Source organism: Otoolea muris (genome assembly GCF_943193115.1).
Lineage (GTDB): Bacteria > Bacillota > Clostridia > Lachnospirales > Lachnospiraceae > Otoolea > Otoolea muris.
On sequence record NZ_CALPCY010000044.1, the window covers coordinates 1 to 16,793 of the forward strand.

18 protein-coding genes are annotated in these 16,793 nt (G+C 46.5%); 3 read left to right on the forward strand and 15 right to left on the reverse strand.

Features of this window, described 5'->3' with window-relative positions:
- The 5 genes from NFS31_RS19965 to NFS31_RS19985 all read right to left on the reverse strand — a co-directional run.
- Positions 1-592 (reverse strand): tyrosine-type recombinase/integrase (locus NFS31_RS19965; RefSeq protein WP_251499056.1); only part of this gene is annotated, 592 nt, incomplete at its 3' end.
- Positions 589-2,511: a tyrosine-type recombinase/integrase gene (locus NFS31_RS19970; protein WP_251499058.1), complete on the reverse strand. Its 1,923-nt coding sequence runs from the start codon at positions 2,509-2,511 to the stop codon at positions 589-591. The genes NFS31_RS19965 and NFS31_RS19970, both read right to left, overlap by 4 nt.
- Before the next feature lie 175 nt (positions 2,512-2,686).
- Positions 2,687-3,097: an IS66 family insertion sequence element accessory protein TnpA gene (gene tnpA, locus NFS31_RS19975; protein ID WP_251499060.1), complete on the reverse strand. Its 411-nt coding sequence runs from the start codon at positions 3,095-3,097 to the stop codon at positions 2,687-2,689.
- A gap of 187 nt (positions 3,098-3,284) precedes the next feature.
- Positions 3,285-6,374, reverse strand: a complete 3,090-nt coding sequence (locus tag NFS31_RS19980; protein WP_251499063.1) for a type I restriction endonuclease subunit R — start codon at positions 6,372-6,374, stop codon at positions 3,285-3,287.
- Positions 6,375-6,448: 74 nt separating this feature from the next.
- Positions 6,449-7,090, reverse strand: coding sequence for a hypothetical protein (locus NFS31_RS19985; RefSeq protein ID WP_251499064.1), 642 nt, complete (start codon positions 7,088-7,090; stop codon positions 6,449-6,451).
- A gap of 45 nt (positions 7,091-7,135) precedes the next feature.
- Between NFS31_RS19985 and NFS31_RS19990 the strand changes: the two genes are divergently transcribed.
- The 3 genes from NFS31_RS19990 (at position 7,136) to NFS31_RS20000 (ending at position 8,443) form a co-directional block, all read left to right on the forward strand.
- Positions 7,136-7,753 (forward strand): restriction endonuclease subunit S, encoded by a 618-nt coding sequence (locus NFS31_RS19990; RefSeq protein WP_251499066.1) that lies wholly within the window; start codon positions 7,136-7,138, stop codon positions 7,751-7,753.
- A gap of 144 nt (positions 7,754-7,897) precedes the next feature.
- A complete protein-coding gene (locus NFS31_RS19995) occupies positions 7,898-8,161 on the forward strand; it encodes a type II toxin-antitoxin system RelB/DinJ family antitoxin (protein WP_251499068.1) in 264 nt (87 codons plus the stop codon).
- A gap of 3 nt (positions 8,162-8,164) precedes the next feature.
- A complete protein-coding gene (locus NFS31_RS20000) occupies positions 8,165-8,443 on the forward strand; it encodes a type II toxin-antitoxin system YafQ family toxin (RefSeq protein WP_251499070.1) in 279 nt (92 codons plus the stop codon).
- 17 nt (positions 8,444-8,460) lie between these two features.
- On the opposite strand, the gene NFS31_RS20005 is transcribed toward NFS31_RS20000, so the two are convergent.
- From NFS31_RS20005 to NFS31_RS20050, 10 genes are all read right to left on the reverse strand, one after another.
- On the reverse strand, positions 8,461-9,138 hold the full coding sequence (locus NFS31_RS20005) for a restriction endonuclease subunit S (protein ID WP_251499072.1): 678 nt from the start codon (positions 9,136-9,138) through the stop codon (positions 8,461-8,463).
- Between the two features lie 13 nt (positions 9,139-9,151).
- Positions 9,152-10,066, reverse strand: coding sequence for a site-specific tyrosine recombinase/integron integrase (gene xerA / locus NFS31_RS20010; RefSeq protein ID WP_331482781.1), 915 nt, complete (start codon positions 10,064-10,066; stop codon positions 9,152-9,154).
- Between the two features lie 196 nt (positions 10,067-10,262).
- Positions 10,263-10,847 carry a zeta toxin family protein gene (locus NFS31_RS20015; RefSeq protein WP_251499074.1) on the reverse strand — a complete coding sequence of 195 codons (585 nt, stop codon included), beginning with the start codon at positions 10,845-10,847 and terminating at the stop codon, positions 10,263-10,265.
- The gene (locus NFS31_RS20020; RefSeq protein ID WP_251499076.1) at positions 10,834-11,028 is read right to left on the reverse strand and encodes a hypothetical protein; all 195 of its coding nucleotides are present in this window, start codon (positions 11,026-11,028) and stop codon (positions 10,834-10,836) included. Before NFS31_RS20020 ends, NFS31_RS20015 begins: the two co-directional genes overlap by 14 nt.
- A 53-nt stretch (positions 11,029-11,081) precedes the next feature.
- Entirely contained in the window at positions 11,082-12,269 is a 1,188-nt protein-coding gene (locus tag NFS31_RS20025) for a restriction endonuclease subunit S (RefSeq protein WP_251499078.1), read from the reverse strand.
- A complete protein-coding gene (locus NFS31_RS20030) occupies positions 12,226-13,728 on the reverse strand; it encodes a class I SAM-dependent DNA methyltransferase (protein WP_251499080.1) in 1,503 nt (500 codons plus the stop codon). The genes NFS31_RS20025 and NFS31_RS20030 overlap by 44 nt, the downstream gene beginning before the upstream one ends.
- 27 nt (positions 13,729-13,755) lie before the next feature.
- Positions 13,756-13,968, reverse strand: a complete 213-nt coding sequence (locus NFS31_RS20035; protein ID WP_251499082.1) for a helix-turn-helix domain-containing protein — start codon at positions 13,966-13,968, stop codon at positions 13,756-13,758.
- A 311-nt stretch (positions 13,969-14,279) separates the two neighbouring features.
- A complete protein-coding gene (locus NFS31_RS20040; RefSeq protein WP_251499085.1) occupies positions 14,280-15,482 on the reverse strand; it encodes a hypothetical protein in 1,203 nt (400 codons plus the stop codon).
- Positions 15,463-16,551, reverse strand: a complete 1,089-nt coding sequence (locus NFS31_RS20045; protein ID WP_251499088.1) for a hypothetical protein — start codon at positions 16,549-16,551, stop codon at positions 15,463-15,465. Before NFS31_RS20045 ends, NFS31_RS20040 begins: the two co-directional genes overlap by 20 nt.
- Entirely contained in the window at positions 16,524-16,721 is a 198-nt protein-coding gene (locus NFS31_RS20050) for a hypothetical protein (protein WP_251499090.1), read from the reverse strand. The genes NFS31_RS20045 and NFS31_RS20050 overlap by 28 nt, the downstream gene beginning before the upstream one ends.
- Between the last annotated feature and the right edge of the window lie 72 nt (positions 16,722-16,793).

Sequence of the window (16,793 nt, forward strand, 5' to 3'; positions counted from 1 at the left end):
CTGCAACATCATCCGCTATGAAAACCACCCTGTCCTTACGGCCCTTTGACTGTTTTATCATGGCTTTCGCCTTCCCGCCAGACAGGTCCACATCCGACCGTTTCAACAGCCTTGCTTCCGACACCCTGAGGCCGCAGCAGAAAATAAGCCTGTAGATTGCCCTGTATTCCATGGCCAGCCTCTCGAAGCGGGTTCCCCGGATGGCAGGCTGGCAGCTGTCCAGTTCCCTGAAAAAACTCCTGACCTCATCCTCGTTGAGGACATAGGCCAATGTTTTGCTTTTTGCCGAGAACTTTGCCGGGATATAGCAGTCGATCCCAAGGGAAGCCATATATAATGACAGCTGGCGCAGGGCGGACATCCTGTTCCCGAGATAGGCTCTGCCTTCCCCGCTTCTCTGCATCCCCCATTCGCTTGAGATTTCTTTTGTGACCACCGGAGTATGATACCCTTTCCGGATACAGAAGCGGTCAAAGCTTATCAGGATATGTCTTGCGCTGTTAAAAAGGAAACCTTCCTCATGCTTACGCTGGATCAGCCCCTCAATGTATGGCGCAAAACAACTGCTGAATTCATAAGTATCAAGCGTCATAAGGCACCTCCTTCCACGGCAATGCCGCTTAATGACAATGGGCATTCCATCATCCGTTCGTCATCAAAAGAAAGATATTTTACACCAGTCGAGTTGTCGTGATGCCCCAGCGCATCCATGACAGCATCCATGCCCGCATTGTTCCGCAGGATGCCGGTCGCAAAGGTACGCCTCAAGGTGTGGAAGCTCACGCCAGGCCTGTCCGCCATTTCCGGAAGCGCAGCTTTGAAGGCGTTCTCACAGCTTTTTATCGTGAGCCTGCCGAAAGGCGCTTTGTGCCGGATGAAAACGTGGTTATTTTCTGCTTTCGGCCTGGATGAGCTCAGATAGGAATACAGGGAATTTCCTGCATCGATGGATAGTGGCAGGACGAGCGGGTGCTTTGTTTTTTCCTGTATGATCGATATCCTGCGCTGCTTCCAGTCTATGTCTTCGATCTTGAGGTTGACCACATCACTTGCCCGGAAGCCAAGGCGCAGGCCCAGCATCAGCATGGCGGCATTACGCAGTTCGATACCGGTACGGCATCCTGCCCTGTATGTATAGATGCGCTTCACTTCATCATCGGTCAGGACCACCGGCACCGTCACAGATTTCGCAGTGCCGGCCGTGAGCACGGTATAGAGTTTCTTTTCCTCTCCAAGGATGCCCGTTTCTACATACCACAGGAACTGGTTTACAATGGTTATCCTCGTGGAACGCCCTTTCAACGTGGCGTGATGATCCTGGGCTATATATTCCCTAAGCATCTGCGGGGTAATGTCCCCAAAGCCATTTATGCCGCAGGCCAGAAGGTAGTCGCATAAACTCCAGACGCCGTATCTATAGTTCTGAACAGTTGACTCTCTATGGAAACTGCGTGCAAGCCAATCCACATATCCGTTGACTGCGTCCGCACACCATGCCGGGTAATGCCCCATACGCTTCGCCTGGGAGGACGTCATCCCACAGTTTTTATGGAAGCGTATTTCCCTGTCTGCGGCAAAGCTGCCAAAAAGAGCCAGTACACGCTTCCACGCCCGGCGGTTACGGCCTATCCTGTCTTCGATCAGCGTGTACCATTCCCATGAAACTTCCGGGCAGTAGTCCAGACCATGCATATCCAGAAAAACATACAGACACCGGAGGGTATGGGTAACCCTCTTGATCATGGTGTAGGAATACCCTCTGTCACTGTACCCGTCCGCAAACCGGGAGAGCATGGGATACATTTCTTCCGTAGTGCAGACAGAGTGCTCACGGCTCAGACGCAGTAGCTCTGTCATGACGGCATCATCGGACAATCTGGGGACATATGCATACTGGAACACGGAATCTTCTAACAGAATGGAGAATCCCCGCCGGAAACCATGCTTTTCATGAAGAAAGCCAAGCAGTTGGCGGCCATGGCCCAGGATCACCGATCTTTGTTCTGGAGTAACGTTCCAACGGCTCCGGAATACTGCCGCCAGCATTTCATAGGAGAGCATCTCCATTCTCATCATCCCTTCTGCGCAGAGCCGCAAAAGAAAGTTGGCCGTGTGCAGTTTTGCAAGACGCATAGATTCCGGGCTGTAATCCGGTTCGCGGGAAGCAAGATATTCATCGAGAGTGCCCCGTATCTCCGGGGGCAGCTTATCGTGGTCAGGCTTCACCAAAAGGAGATTCTCGATCCGTATTTCCCCTGTGCGGATGAATTCCCGGAGCTGTTCCATATACCTTGCAGCCACATGGTATTGTTGTCTGGTATTTGCCGGTTTTACCACCTCCTCAAGCCATTTTGAAACATTTTCATCAGAATATACAAGTCCGGCCTCTGATAAATAGCGGCCAAAAGCTTCATACCAGCGTTTACGGGCAGTTCTTCCATACTCGCCAAAACCGCTTTCGACCATGAGATTGACCATCTCTTGGACATAGTCATTGTAGTGCTTAATCATAAAATCACCTCCAAATTTGTAATGGTGATTATATGATGGCATACGGATTGATTTTTATCCTCATCTTTTTGTGCTTAAACACCAAGGATACGGGCAGTTTCAAAAAGATGGGGATAAAAATGTCTTAAGGATAAACCGCAGACAATGTAGATCTTCTCAAGCCCGGAGATGTCGCCTAACATGAGAGCTCCTGAAGCAGGCGGAATGTCCTGGTAAGCAGGACCGGATCCGCATCATTGCTGATACGGATTGTGATATCCTTCATGGCAATTTCAATCGTATGTGAATTGTCAAGGCAGGAGTTTTGCATCTGTGATGCTGTATGCTGTTCCGGAATGTGATCCGGCACAATGTCAATGGGGACCACGTCCTGTTTCGGGCGGGGAACCTCAAGATGCCCGTAATTCGCCGCTGGGATCTGATCCGCTGCCGTTTTCCGACAGCGGCTGACCCAGTTGTAAAAGGCGCTTACTGCAATGCCGTTTTCACGACACCAGTCAGCATCTGTCATGCCGCTCTGGCGGCATTCATTGATAAGCCGGATCTGTTCCGTCATCGGAACACGGGCTTTGCGAGTACCTACCATAACCTGTCCTCCATAATTGTAGTGAAATAGTCTAAATATCTATCGACTACAATTATAAGTGATGCTTGAGGAACAGGAAATCCGCAGGAATATTTGGCGCTTACTTTTTTTTAAATTGTTTAAGAAAACCTCTATGCTTCTCGAATGATCCATAGATCGCGATTTCGCTATTTTCTATGCCGCACAGTCATACCATTACAGTATTATCTGTCCACATCTCGCACTGGCTCATGACTGTTTGCACAGCGTCCTCCATTCCCTCCGGCGGGTATTTGTGTCTTTTAAGCAAACGCTTGACCAGCTTGCGCATCCCGGCGCGGGCGCTCTCCTTCTTCTGCCAGTCAATGGTTCGATTTTTCCGCAGAAGATCGGTCAGTTCCTTGGTAATAGCAATCAGTTCTTCATGTTCGTAAAAATCTTTGATTGCTTGGGGCTTCGTGAGAGCATCGTAGAAAGCCAGCTCCTCCGCATTTAGCCCCAGTGCCTCTCCCTCTACATTAGCTGCCGCAATATCCTTGGCCAGTTTCAGCAATTCCTGGATGACTTCCTCATTGGTAAGCATTCCATTGAGATAACGGTTCATAGCGCCCCGGATGATTTCGGAAAATTTCTCCGATTTGACCAAATTTGTCCGCCGATAGATAGAAACCTGCTCTGCAATCAGCTTCTTCAATAGTTCTACTGCGAGATTTTTCTCCTTCATATTGGCAACCTCTTCCAAAAATTTCGGGTCGAAGAGGGAAAACTCTGTTCCGACATCGGAAAAGAGATTGATGACGCCCTCGCTTTTGATGCTGTGTTTCAAAAGCTCGTTGATCCGTTCATTCACTTCTGGGAGGGTAAATTTTTTGTCCGTTCCACCGGATTGCAGACGAACAATCATGGTACGGACTGCATCAAAGAACGCCGCCTCATAGCGTGCCGCTTCACCCACCAAACTGCCACAGAGGGAGAGAGCCTGCCGGAGCAACAAAGCCTCTTTGATATAGACATTCTGTGTACGCTCACTTTCGGGCAAGTCATGGTCTGCAATACTCTTGCCCAGGATAAAGTTTACACCGCCAGTAATTGCCTTAGCTTTTTCAAGGTCACTGCCAGACAGGAATTTCCCATAATCGTAACCATGGAAGAAATCCCGGCAGACAGAGAGCTTTTCCAGAAATTTGGGATAAGCCGCTTTACTGACATCAGTATCTCCATAATTTTTCCTGTCTCTGGCAGTGTAGTCGTTCATCGCCTGCTTGAGTGCGGAGGCAATACCCACATAGTCTACCACAAGCCCGCCTTCCTTGTCCTGGAAAACGCGGTTGACACGGGCGATAGCCTGCATCAGATTGTGGCCGGACATGGGCTTATATATATACATGGTAGCCAATGACGGCACATCAAAGCCGGTCAGCCACATATCCACAACGATTGCAATTTTCAGGGGCGATTCATTGTCTTTGAATTTTCGGGCAAATTCATCCTTACGGGCCTTATTGCCGATAATCTCCCGCCATTCTTCGGGGTCATTGTTGCCCTGCGTCATTACAACAGTTACTTTTTCCGCCCAAGCTGGACGCAATTCCAAAATGCGCTTATAAATCTTCATGGCAATGGGGCGGGAATAGGCTACAATCATGGCTTTTCCGGTAAGAATACCAGCCCGATAATTTTCATAATGATTGAGAATATCATCTACCAGGGAGTGGATGGTTTGGTCTGCTCCCAGAATGGCCTCCATCTGCCCCAGTTCTTTTTTACTTTTCTCAATAACATAGGGATCGGCATTCTGCGCCATGATGTCATACTCAGCATCAACCAGATGTAAAGTTGCCTCATCCAGTTTTAAGTGAATGACTCGGCTCTCATAATATACCGGGCGGGTGGCTCCATCCTCTACCGCTTGTGTCATATCGTATATGTCGATGTAATCGCCAAACACTTCGCGTGTACTGCGGTCTTTGGAGGAAATAGGCGTTCCGGTAAAGCCAATATAGGTGGCGTTTGGCAGACTGTCTCGAATAATCCGGGCAGTTCCGATTAGGGTGCGGACTTCTAACTCGCCATCTTCTTTCTGCCGCATTATAACTTTCTCGGTCAGGCCATACTGTCCACGGTGAGCCTCGTCAGCCATAACCACAATATTCCGACGTTTGGAAAGGGCTTCGCCGCTCTCTTCAAATTTCTGCATAGTGGTAAAAATAATGCCGTTGGCCTGGCGGTCTGCCAGAAGTTCTGTCAAATGCCGGCGGCTTTCTGCGTGTTGGGGCGTCTGACGCAGGAAGTCCTTGCAGCGAGCAAATTGGCCGTAAAGCTGGTCGTCCAAATCGTTTCTATCTGTAATGACTACAATAGTCGGGCTTTCCAACGCCTCTTGCAAACAACGAGCGTAGAACACCATAGACAAAGATTTACCGCTGCCCTGCGTATGCCAGAACACGCCGCCTTTGCCATCTGTTTTCGTAGCACGCCGGGTAGAGGCAACCGCTTTTTTGACAGCGAAATACTGGTGGTATCCAGCAAAGATTTTGAAGGTATTTTGACCGTCAATATTAAAGCAGATGAAATTTTTTACAACGTCCAGAAAGCGTTCTTTCTCAAATAGCCCCTCAAAGAAAGTATCAAACTGCGCATACTGGGTGTTTTCATAGTTGCCATCCTTAGTCTTCCATTCCATATAACGGTCCTCGCTAGAGGTGATTGTTCCAGCTTTGGAGGTGGTCATATCGCTCATGACGCAGACAGCGTTATATATAAATAGAGAGGGAATCTCGTGCATATAGTTCCGCAGTTGACGATAGGCGGCGGAGGCGTCCGTTTCTTCGCGGGAGGGAGATTTCAGTTCCACCACTACCAAAGGCAGGCCATTAACAAAAAGGATAATATCAGGCCGCTTCTCGGAATTTTCAATAATCGTCCACTGATTGACAACGGCAAAATCGTTATTGGCAGGATTTTTGAAGTCAATGAGATAGACGAGAGTGAAGCTTTCCTCGCCATTGGTAAAATATTTCACTGGGACACCATTTTGCAGATAGTCCATGAAAACCATATTCTTTTGCAGTAGTGTGCCGCTTTCAAAGTTTTTCAGTTTATAGACTGCCTCGTTGAGCGCATCCATAGGCAGGCCGGGATTGACCCACTGCAAAGCGGGCAACAAGGCATCCTCATAGAGCGGGGAGTGATAGTCACGCTCTACATCTGGGCCGTATAGGTATGTGTAGTCCAATTGCTCCTGGAAAAGCTGGAGAATGGCGTTTTCATAATTAGATTCTGTGTAATTTCCCGCCATAGTTGGCTGCTCCTTTGTAAGTTGTTTTGCTGTACTTTTGCTTTTCATTGTTTAACAGTTATCGCACAGATGTATTATTTATTATTGTATTTGTATGGACAGATTACAAACTCGTCTAAGATATTGAACAGGTACATTGTATTCAATATAAAATTATCAATATTGAATTTAAATTTTTCCCGTAAAGGCTCCAAATTCTTAGAAATTCCATAACGCAATGCCATCTCGTTACTATCTATTTCATCTACTTCTGCGATAAAACTGCTTAGTTTGTCATATTGCGGAATTTGGGGGGCATGTATTTCTTTCCATAATACTGATACTTTATGACCATTTAGCTTAACTCCCTTAAGCATTAGACATTCCTTTAGTTTTAGTTCTATCGAGTGCTTGCACAAAAAAGCACAGGGAATAAAGTAATAAGATACGATTTCTTTACCTCTATCATCAATAATACCTTTTTGAAGGTATATAGCTGAATTGAGATAGTCCAATGCCATATGTGAAAGAACTTCGGACGAATAGTATCTATTATCCTCAAATTCGTCAGAAACTTTACAGTCTCTCAAATGTCTCATTACTCCCACGTAAGACAAATCAGGTACTTTATCTTTCAAAATAACTCGCTTTATTTGGTAGTTATCAGGTATGCCGTCGAAAACCATTCTATGAGAACCTATTAGCTTGCCATCTTTATCATACCTTGGTCTCATCATACAACCTCCATAAATATAAATGATAATTTAGATCACCAACTTCATATGCTTTATACGAAGATATTTGCGAAATCCACAAAGGATACTGCTCTTGGCGATGCCGTAAAAACAACATCCGGGGGAACTCCATCTCGCAAACATGGTAAATATTACGACCACGGCAATATTTGTTGGGTAAAGTCAAAGGAATTGCTTGGTGGTTATCTCCTTGATACAGAGGAGCATATTCACGAATTAGCCATTACTAAATCATCTGCCAAACTACTGCCATCGCATAGTGTTCTTATTGCCATGTATGGAGCAACTGTCGGGGCATATAGTATTATTGCAAAACCTATGACTTGTAACCAGGCTGTTTGCGCTTTGTTAAGCAATAAAAATTATCCGTATACATACTTGTTTCAAGTTGCTTGCGAATCACAGAAAAAACTCATCAACCTCGCGGTAGGTTCAGCACAACAAAATATAAGCCAAGTAATGATTAAACAGTTGCCAATTCACAGCAACAAGGGGAACATCCAAGAGTTCCATTCGTTAGCGCAACCGATACATAAGAGAATTGAATCTCTTAACGCTGAAAATATTCTGCTTGCGGATACACGAGACACTCTTTTGCCTAAGTTTATGTCTGGAGAACTTGATGTCTCCAAACTTGATATTTAGGCCGCCACAGATAGACTCGAAAACGGCTCCTCTGTTTCCTCATTACCACCACAATACAACATCCAACTCTAAGCTACTAAATTGCCATTGCTTCCATATTGCTTATATGATACAATCATACTACAAATCTATTGGAGGTGCAATATGGCTACATTACAAATACGTATTGATGATACAGTTAAAAAGCAGGCGGATACTCTATTTTCAAGCCTGGGGCTAGACACATCGACAGCTATTCGTATTTTTTTGAATGCCGCTATCGAAAACGCGGGCATTCCTTTTTCGGTACAGCATAGGGCAATCCCCTGCCAGCTTCAGGAGGCCGTATATGATAGCCGGTTCCGAAGGGATCTTAACGGACCTTTCGACAATGCGGAAGATGCCGTTGCCTCCATGCTGGAGGATTGACCTATGTATAAGATCGTGTATACAAATCGCATGAAAAAAGATGCTAAGTTGATGAAAAAGCGTGGCAAGGATATGGCGAAACTTGTAAACATTCTTTCCTTGTTGGCTAACGGCAATCCTCTGCCTGCTCGGTACAAGGATCACTCTCTGACTGGAAACCTACATGACTTCAGGGAATGTCATATAGAGCCGGATTGGCTGCTCATATACCAGATTTATGAAGATATCCTTATCCTTTCAGCTACCGCAACTGGCAGTCATGCGGACTTATTTGGGAAATAAAGAGCCTTCGGGATGGTCTAGGCCGCCAAGCTACTCTCACATCCTGACGACTGTGATCTATCGGGCATTCGCCCGATGAAACCATGTCGATATACAGCCTTACGTGAGCAAGCCCCCGACGGCTGATATCGACACGGTTTCGCTTGGCTCATCGTAGGCGGTAAATTATCGTTTATCTCTTGATTTAGTGCAATCTTTTTTATAATTAAATCCAACACAGAAACTATTTTTCTCTGAATAGACACTGGAGGCAAGTTCAGTTCTAATTGTTCTATCATCCCTTTTGTAAGAGCATTTCTTGTCGCTCCAGCAGAGGTCAACTGTAAGAGATGCTCTTTCCTCAATTGCAAAAAATAAAGCAAATAACTGCTAAGAACTCTATTCTTTTCACCGCGAATAATCGCAACATGCTGATTTACACGTGCTGGTAAAAAAGTTTCTTCCATCATACAAGCTCTCGCGACAGAATCACCTGTTATATTGAGCAATATATCATCTGCTTGAACCTCAACATTTTTTAATTTTTGTACCTGCTCATTGTTTATATGTGCTAATCCACTTTCTGAAAATTCAAAATCCAACACATTTTGGCTACGTATAAGGGAAACACCATCTTTACAATATACTTCTTTACCACCACGAGGTGTTGCACCACTTCCTATCTTAGAACATATATCAACCATTTTTACAATCAACTGGGGTTCCTCCCTAACCAATATATTTTCTATGCGCCAACTTTACATTACTCTGTTTGACCATAGCATATTGCAATGTCGTATCAATTCGCTGATGTCCAAGCAACCGTTGTAGCTGTTCTATCGGCATCCCCTTATCAATAGCTGTTGTCGCAAGAGTACGCCAAAACTTATGCGGATGTACTTTGCATAAATTCAACTTTTCTCCTAGATTCCTAAGTCTGACCTCGATACCGCCAATCTGCAGCCTATCATAAGGAGCTCTTAACGAAACAAATAGCGCCTCATTATCATCTGTTCGTCCGTCCAGATATTCCTGCAAATGTATCTTTGTCCCCGCATCAAAATAAACGATGCGCTCTTTGCTGCCTTTATCAAATACTACACACTCTCGTTCTGCAAAATTTATATCCTCTCGATTCAATAAAACTAATTCCCCAACACGCATCCCTGTTGATGCAAGCATATCAATTAGAGCTAAATCTCTCGGATTGCCACATCCATCCTTCATAACTTCTATTTCCTCATCGGAATATGTCTCCTTCACTACTGTGGCAGCCTTAACCTTGTGTATCCTTCGTACAGGACTTTTTAATATATAATCCTCATCCTCCAGCCAAGTAAAAAAACTTGACAGGATTCTCCGAATGTTATCAATCGTTACCTTACTGGATTTCTTCTCTTCCTGGTAATTCGTCAGATATTCTCTCAAATCTTCCGTCTTGATATGTAAAACTCCTTTTCCAATGGTTGCAAGCACCGCATCTATCGTTGTTCGATAATATTTTAAGGATTTCTCAGAACAGCCCTCAATGTTTTTAGCCGAAATGAACGTATCCAGTATCTTTATATTCTCCCGCTCAGTATTCTCATCCTCTATACCGTCCGACTTTTTAACATCATACCCGAATAATGCACAGTTCAGCACTTCTAAATAAATGTCCCATTTGTGAGTTGTCCAAAAGCAGTAACATCCCCTGAATGATCTTGTTCATCAATTCCTCTTTCATAGTCTTTCCTCCTTCGTTTTTTAGAGAAAGGCTACGGAGAGGCAATCTTTGACTTTAACTTCTGCTACTCACAGAGGGGTATAGAACAGCAAATAACTTCTATATACCTATCGATTAATTTGCATATTCGGCAATTCCACTTAATTTTTTGATACCATCATTACTCCAATATTGATTACTCCAACGATAATATACGTCTTTGCGTTTCTTGAATATTCTGAACGGCTCTTGTGTATTATCATATACATGCAGGATATCACAAATCTCGACAAATTTTGGAATCAGAGCAAGCGCTTTATCATATCTTGATCTGATTTTTTCTTCCGGAACGCCATGCCCTCCCAGCGCTTCTCTTGCATTTACTCTTGCAATATTGATATCTGCATTACATGTTAAAACATAAATTCCCCTAATAAAATATCCCTTTTCTTTCGCTCTTTGCAGTAACAGCAGATTCCTGTCAGTAGACAGCACTGTCTCAAATGTAAAGTCTTTTCTGTCCACTATCATGCGTTCCCGCAATTGTTCCGCTTTTATAGCCGCTTCCAAATCCGTACACAATGTAGCCCTTTTTATATCGTCTGCATTTATATACTTGCCTCGAATCTTTGCCATTCGGGTGATTGTTGATTTGCCGCTTCCATTTGGGCCAGCAAATACAATGACTTCTGGAAGCCTTACCACGTCATTTCCCGACATATTCGCGCCTCCCGTCCGGATATTCAAGGTACGCCTTCTGAGTTTCATCGTCATATCCTGCGACAGGCAAACCCTTTATCTTTCTTACTTCATTATCAATCCTTATAGATTCCTTAAATCTTACCGTTAATTCCTCATCAGAGAGTCCGCAAGTGGAATCCAATTCATTTAGAATCGCCATTAGTTAATCTCCTTTCTTGTATATGATATGCATATAAATGATAATTTAGCGGCTTAGAGTTGGATGTTGGAGACATCAATTTCACCGGACATCAACTTGGGAAGTAAAGAGTCTCGAATTTCCTGCAATCTGCATATTTCATCATAATTATTGCGAATTGTAGCGTCTATAGGAGCGACTATCCTTTCAAAATTCTCGATTGCGTCATTTGATGGAATGAGAATATGAATGTCATTCAGCGAACTCCGGTTGATTGATCCGAAAACTGTGCCTTCACCATTAAAGACATCCAACCTCTTTTTGAGTGAAAACATCGTATAAAGCATAAAGGACTGGCGGTTAGTCTTGGAATGAATAGCAGCAAGTCCTCGACCAATGCAGCAATCGGTATGTGCTACATTGAGATCGCCAACCGGCGCTCTAACACTCATTAAAATGTCGTTTGTGCAAGCCATCCGCTTGGGTTCGGTGGTATAAAGGCGGATGGTCGGAAACCTAAAGCCAAATTCAGCACGACCTTGAAAGAAAACAGTTCCTATCCTGTCCTCATTATAGCTGCTACCACTTGGAGACTGCCCCATAGTAATATCGGCAATGTCGCTTAGTGAGCCATCTGTCCAGTCGGGTTCGGCACTATCAATAAACATCTGCTGATATAATGCTACCGCCTGCTGCTGTAAATTATCATTTATCCTCCGGTTCAGCTCGATTTTGTTATCAAATTTTGCCAAAAAAGAGCCTATTCTTTTTTGCTCTTCTAAATCAGGCACGTACAATTCAAGGTTATTGAGAACACTTTGTTGTACTCTCTGCCTTCCAGATGAACCAACCATGGATTTGATAGCAATATCTCTAAAAAAAGGATTTATAGCCATGTAGTAAATGAATTGTGAATCGCTAATTCCTTTCTTAGCCCTCATCACAATAAACTCTGTCGAACCAAATCCGATTTCGCCATCATTCAAGATATCAACAAAAGCCGTTTTTCCATTTTCAAGACACGGAGTAATACGAGCCATGAGTGTATCGCCATTACAAAATTTTGCTCCTCCAGTAAACGCTGTTTGTTCAGTCGATGGGATTTTCTTTGTAAATGGCTGTAGCTTATCCATACTGACTTTTGTTGCAATTGCCCCTTTTTTAATACTAAGCCGAGGATTAAATTCAATAAAATCAGCAGCACGAATTGTTATCCAATCAGATTTCATACCCAATCGCCCCCAGCCTTTTCCTAATCTCATCCTCCAACTCATGGGATTTCGCAAACAACCCCGACAACTCCGCTGTCAGCCGCCCCATTTTTTCTTCAAACGGTTCGCCGTCGTCCTCCTGCTCCTCAATACCTACATAGCGCCCCGGCGTAAGGATGTAATCCTGTTTTGCAATTTCTTGCATTGTGGCCACAGCACAGAAGCCCTTGATTTCCTCCAGCGTTCCATCCACAAAAGCATTATATGTAGAGGCAATCTTCTGGATGTCCACATCGGTCAACTCCCGTAGTTTCCGTGTGACCATCGTCCCCATTTTCCGGGCGTCGATGAACAGCGTCTTTCCCTTCTGCTTCTTATTCTCTGCAATAAACCAGAGGGACACTGGAATTTGCGTTGTATAAAAAAGCTGTGTGGGCATCGCAATGATGCAGTCTACCTGATCAGAATTAATGATGTTTTTCCGAATCTCCCCCTCACCGCCGGACTGAGAGGAAAGAGAGCCGTTGGCCAGCACCATGCCGATGCGGCCATTGGGGGCAAGATGCCAAATCATGTGCTGGAGCCACGCAAAGTTGGCGTTGCCTGCGGGCGGTATACCGTATGCCCAGCGCACATCCCTCAACAGCTTGTCCTGTCCCCAACCGGAAAGATTAAAGGGAGGATTCGCCATAATGAAGTCAGCCTTTAGTTGCGGGTGACAATCATTGAAGAAAGTGTCTGCATTGAATCTGCCCAAGTCAGCCTCAATACCTCGAATAGCAAGGTTCATTTGCGCCATCTTCCAGGTGGTAGGATTAGAGTCCTGACCAAACACGGAAATCTTGTTGATGTTGCCGCCATGATTTTCAATAAACTTCGCTGACTGCACAAACATCCCGCCGGATCCACAGCAGGGGTCATAGACACGCCCATTGTAGGGCTGCAGCACCTCTACAAGAGTACGCACAACACACGCAGGCGTGTAAAACTCTCCAGCCAGCTTGCCCTCCTGCTCTGCAAATTTAGAGAGGCAGTATTCATAAGTACGGCCCAGGATGTCCTTGCTGCTCCCATGCTCAATCATCTGGATATTGGTAAAGAGATCAACTACTTCTCCCAGACGGCGCTTGTCCAATTCCGGGCGGGCAAAATTTTTCGGCAGAATATCCTTCAGCCGCTTGTTCTCTTTTTCGATAGAACGCATAGCGTCGTCAATAACAGTGCCAATCTCAGGCATATGGGCAGCAGCGGAAATGACAGACCACCGGGCATTCTCCGGCACAAAGAAAATATTTTCAGAAGTGTACTCATCAACATCTTCTTCAAAGCCATCACCCTCGGCTACCAGTTCGTTATACTTTGCTTCAAAGCGATCCGAGATATATTTTAAGAAAATCAACCCAAGTACAACTGATTTGTACTCTGAAGCATCCATATTTCCTCGAAGGACACAGGCCGCATCCCAGATTTGCTTTTCAAATCCTATACTGCTTGTATTATTTTCCGCCATTTTAACATCCTCCAAAATATATTTGGCTTATTCTTTATTGACACGCACTGCTTCACAGATGTCCCCAATATCACATTTCAGATAATCGCAGATGCGTAGCAAAATGGAGAGAGCGACTTCTTCGCCTTTATTGAGTTTGCTCATCGTTCCAGGTGACAATTCTGTCGCCTGACGAAAGGCCATTTTGGAAATGTCCCTTTCAATAAGCATTATCCACAGTTTCTTGTAACTGATTTTCATAAAACTCACTCCGTTCATTAGTTTACACTGATACAATTTACATTGTACCGCAATCTATCTATGAAATCAACTGCCATTCCTAACCTTTTAGAGATTATTCCAATTTGTTGAACAAACAGTTAGGAACATGAAAGGAATCAGGAATTGAGTCTTATTCGCTACCGTGCAAACAGAATCTTTGTTCCCACAAAGACTCGAAATCGTTTCTAAAATCAGCGCCCGCAGGACCTTGGTGGAGATGTGATGGTTACTGCAAGCCATGCCGCATTTCTGTGGCAGCCGTTTACAAGCGTCAGAGCTCCTCCCTCCCGCTATCTTCCCGCTCCCCATCCCCCTGCCATGCAGGATGCCTCCAGGCTGTCCATGGCCTCATATACAGAGCCATACAGCAACACATCATACGCCTGCCCAGCAGCGCCAATCATCTCCTGTTTCCATACCGCCTGCATACCCTTCTGCATCACATCGGCAAGAAGCCCATCCCTGGCCTTTGCTATCTCCTCCTTCAGCCTGCTGATCTCACGCTCCAGTTCCCCGTTCGCTTCCCGCAGCATCCTGGCCTGCTCCTGTGCTTTCCCCGCTCTGGCCCTTGCGGCGGCTGTCTCCTCCCGCTTCCGCTTCTCCGCATCCCGGTCAGACGCCATACGTTCCGCCGCCTGCCACAGCGCCGCGTATTCCTCCGCGAGCATGCGCACATACCCCTTCCCGTCCCCTGATACAGCCCGGTTTTCGTCCGGGATCTCCCCCAGTGAATCCTTTACCAGTTCCCTGACCATACGGATGTTTTCCCTGGATCGCCGGATCTCTTCCATACGCCGATCCCGCTTATAGTCGCTAATATGCTGGTGCCTGGCTTTTACCTTTACCGGCGCTTTATCGACTATAATCCCGCGCTCCTCGCATATCTCAATCCACCGGCCCCGCATCATGCGGTCAAACTCCATCTTCCGGTTATTGCGCCGCCCTTCCGGCATACCAGGCTCAGGCAGCGGTACGCCCGCTTCCTTCAGGGCCCGGTTCAGTCCGATCCTCGTCTCCCCGTCCTCCCCTGTGTAGTCCCATACCCGCCGGATATGGGCATGGATAGTCGCCTCATCCTTATGGACAGCGTAATCCAGCACATGCATGTGACCGCCGTGCTCCCTGTTCCATTCCTCCAGGCACTGTATGTACTGGTCAAAGCACGCGTCAAACACCGCCGGATCCCTGACCGTTTCCTCCACGTTCCCGATCTGCAAAATAAGTTCCTCCGGGCAGTACCTGGGCATCCGCAAATAATCGCCGACATCCAGCTTTTCCTGCCTGTACTGGTTCTGGCCACGGATCATCTGCCCGTAATGCTCCTCGTAGAACTTCTTTTCCGCCTCCTCAAAGCCCATTCCTTCGTAAACGCACCAATAACGATTATCCTTAAGCCTCTCCCTGTCAATATGTTCCGCCTTGCTGGTATCAAACATCCGATCATTATGGCCCGCAAATCCCTGCCTCCTGGAACTATTGTGGGACACCTTCATCTCTGCTGCCTCCCTTCCTGTCACTGGCGTAATAACCGCATCTTAACAGCCCGATACGCAGGGCCGCGTATTCAAGCTCCCGTTCTTTCCGAATGCCTTCCTGCATAGCCCGATCCCTCTCTGCTCCCTGTTCCTCCTCCAGCGCGGCAAGCAGTTCCCTCCCCGCCTTAGCAGCCTTGAAAGCGTACGCGCCGCCCAGGCATTCCCGGATCTTTAACAGGCGGTAGGCTTCCTCTGAAACCAGGACATTCCCGTCCAGATCCTCCTGGGCGTCTTCCATAACACCCAAGAGGGACGCCTGTTCCTCAATCTCCAGAATCTGCTTCAGTATGCCCTCTGCGTCCCGTTCCTGGGCGTCTGTGCCTTCCTTAATTTTTAATGCCTGGCGCAGTGTATAAATCCCCGGTTCCCGGATGACAGATATCCCGGCGCTCTCAAAACACTCATACAGCGCCTCCCTGGATATCCGGTCAAAGGTCATTTTCCGGTTGTTGTACCTGGACTCCTCCGCTTCCGGATCCGGGCATGGGACACCCGCTTCCCTTAATGCGCCGGTCATGCTCACCTGCATAAGCCCGTCCTTCCCGGAGCACTCCCATACCCGCCGGATGACGGCGCGGTACGGGGCTTCCTGTGAGACATGGACGCTTAAGACATGCATATGTCCCCCGTGTTCATTACTCCATTCCCGCATCCAGGAAAGATACTTCATGACGCATCCTGCAAACACCCCATATCCCGGGACGCCTTCTCCCTTTCCCCTGCCCGCCTGCAGGGACAGTTCTTCCGGGCAGGTGCGCTTCCTTCCGTGGAGATCCCTCGTGGTGATCATTCGCTCCGCATGCCTTGCCCGGGCGTAGGTTTTGTTCCGGGCTTTTGCTATGGCTGCGTAATGCTCCTGGTAATATGCCAGCTCTGACTGCCAGGGATCCCGGATACTGTTCACACACCAGCAGCGTGTATACTTATCCCGCAGGTTCTGGAAGTACGCCTTCGCTTTTTTTCCGTCCCTGGGGAACGCTATCCGCTCCGCATGGTGTGTCAGTCGTATGGCTTTTCCTTTCCCCACGCGCTCTCCATGCCCGTCTCCCACGCCGCCGGTACGGCCAGCGTTGTGTGGTTTTCCACCAGCTTCACCAATATATTCTTTTTCCATATCAAAAACAGCAGGCCAGACGCACCGCCCTGATAGGCAGGGCGGCCTGCCTGCTTCCCTCCTTCCCGGATGATATCTGGCATGGCTTTCTTCTATAAAAAAAATCCGCATAATTCTTTCTCTGTTTTGGATATCCTGCTTCTGTCGCCAGCCAT

Coding starts and splice junctions, on each gene's coding strand:
- NFS31_RS19970 (WP_251499058.1), bottom strand. CDS start 2,511: ATGATTAAGCACTACAATGACTATGTCCAAGAGATGGTCAATCTCATG.
- tnpA (WP_251499060.1), bottom strand. CDS start 3,097: ATGGTAGGTACTCGCAAAGCCCGTGTTCCGATGACGGAACAGATCCGG.
- NFS31_RS19980 (WP_251499063.1), bottom strand. CDS start 6,374: ATGGCGGGAAATTACACAGAATCTAATTATGAAAACGCCATTCTCCAG.
- NFS31_RS19985 (WP_251499064.1), bottom strand. CDS start 7,090: ATGATGAGACCAAGGTATGATAAAGATGGCAAGCTAATAGGTTCTCAT.
- NFS31_RS19990 (WP_251499066.1), top strand. CDS start 7,136: ATGCTTTATACGAAGATATTTGCGAAATCCACAAAGGATACTGCTCTT.
- NFS31_RS19995 (WP_251499068.1), top strand. CDS start 7,898: ATGGCTACATTACAAATACGTATTGATGATACAGTTAAAAAGCAGGCG.
- NFS31_RS20000 (WP_251499070.1), top strand. CDS start 8,165: ATGTATAAGATCGTGTATACAAATCGCATGAAAAAAGATGCTAAGTTG.
- NFS31_RS20015 (WP_251499074.1), bottom strand. CDS start 10,847: ATGTCGGGAAATGACGTGGTAAGGCTTCCAGAAGTCATTGTATTTGCT.
- NFS31_RS20020 (WP_251499076.1), bottom strand. CDS start 11,028: ATGGCGATTCTAAATGAATTGGATTCCACTTGCGGACTCTCTGATGAG.
- NFS31_RS20025 (WP_251499078.1), bottom strand. CDS start 12,269: ATGAGATTAGGAAAAGGCTGGGGGCGATTGGGTATGAAATCTGATTGG.
- NFS31_RS20030 (WP_251499080.1), bottom strand. CDS start 13,728: ATGGCGGAAAATAATACAAGCAGTATAGGATTTGAAAAGCAAATCTGG.
- NFS31_RS20035 (WP_251499082.1), bottom strand. CDS start 13,968: ATGAAAATCAGTTACAAGAAACTGTGGATAATGCTTATTGAAAGGGAC.
- NFS31_RS20040 (WP_251499085.1), bottom strand. CDS start 15,482: ATGAAGGTGTCCCACAATAGTTCCAGGAGGCAGGGATTTGCGGGCCAT.
- NFS31_RS20050 (WP_251499090.1), bottom strand. CDS start 16,721: ATGCCAGATATCATCCGGGAAGGAGGGAAGCAGGCAGGCCGCCCTGCC.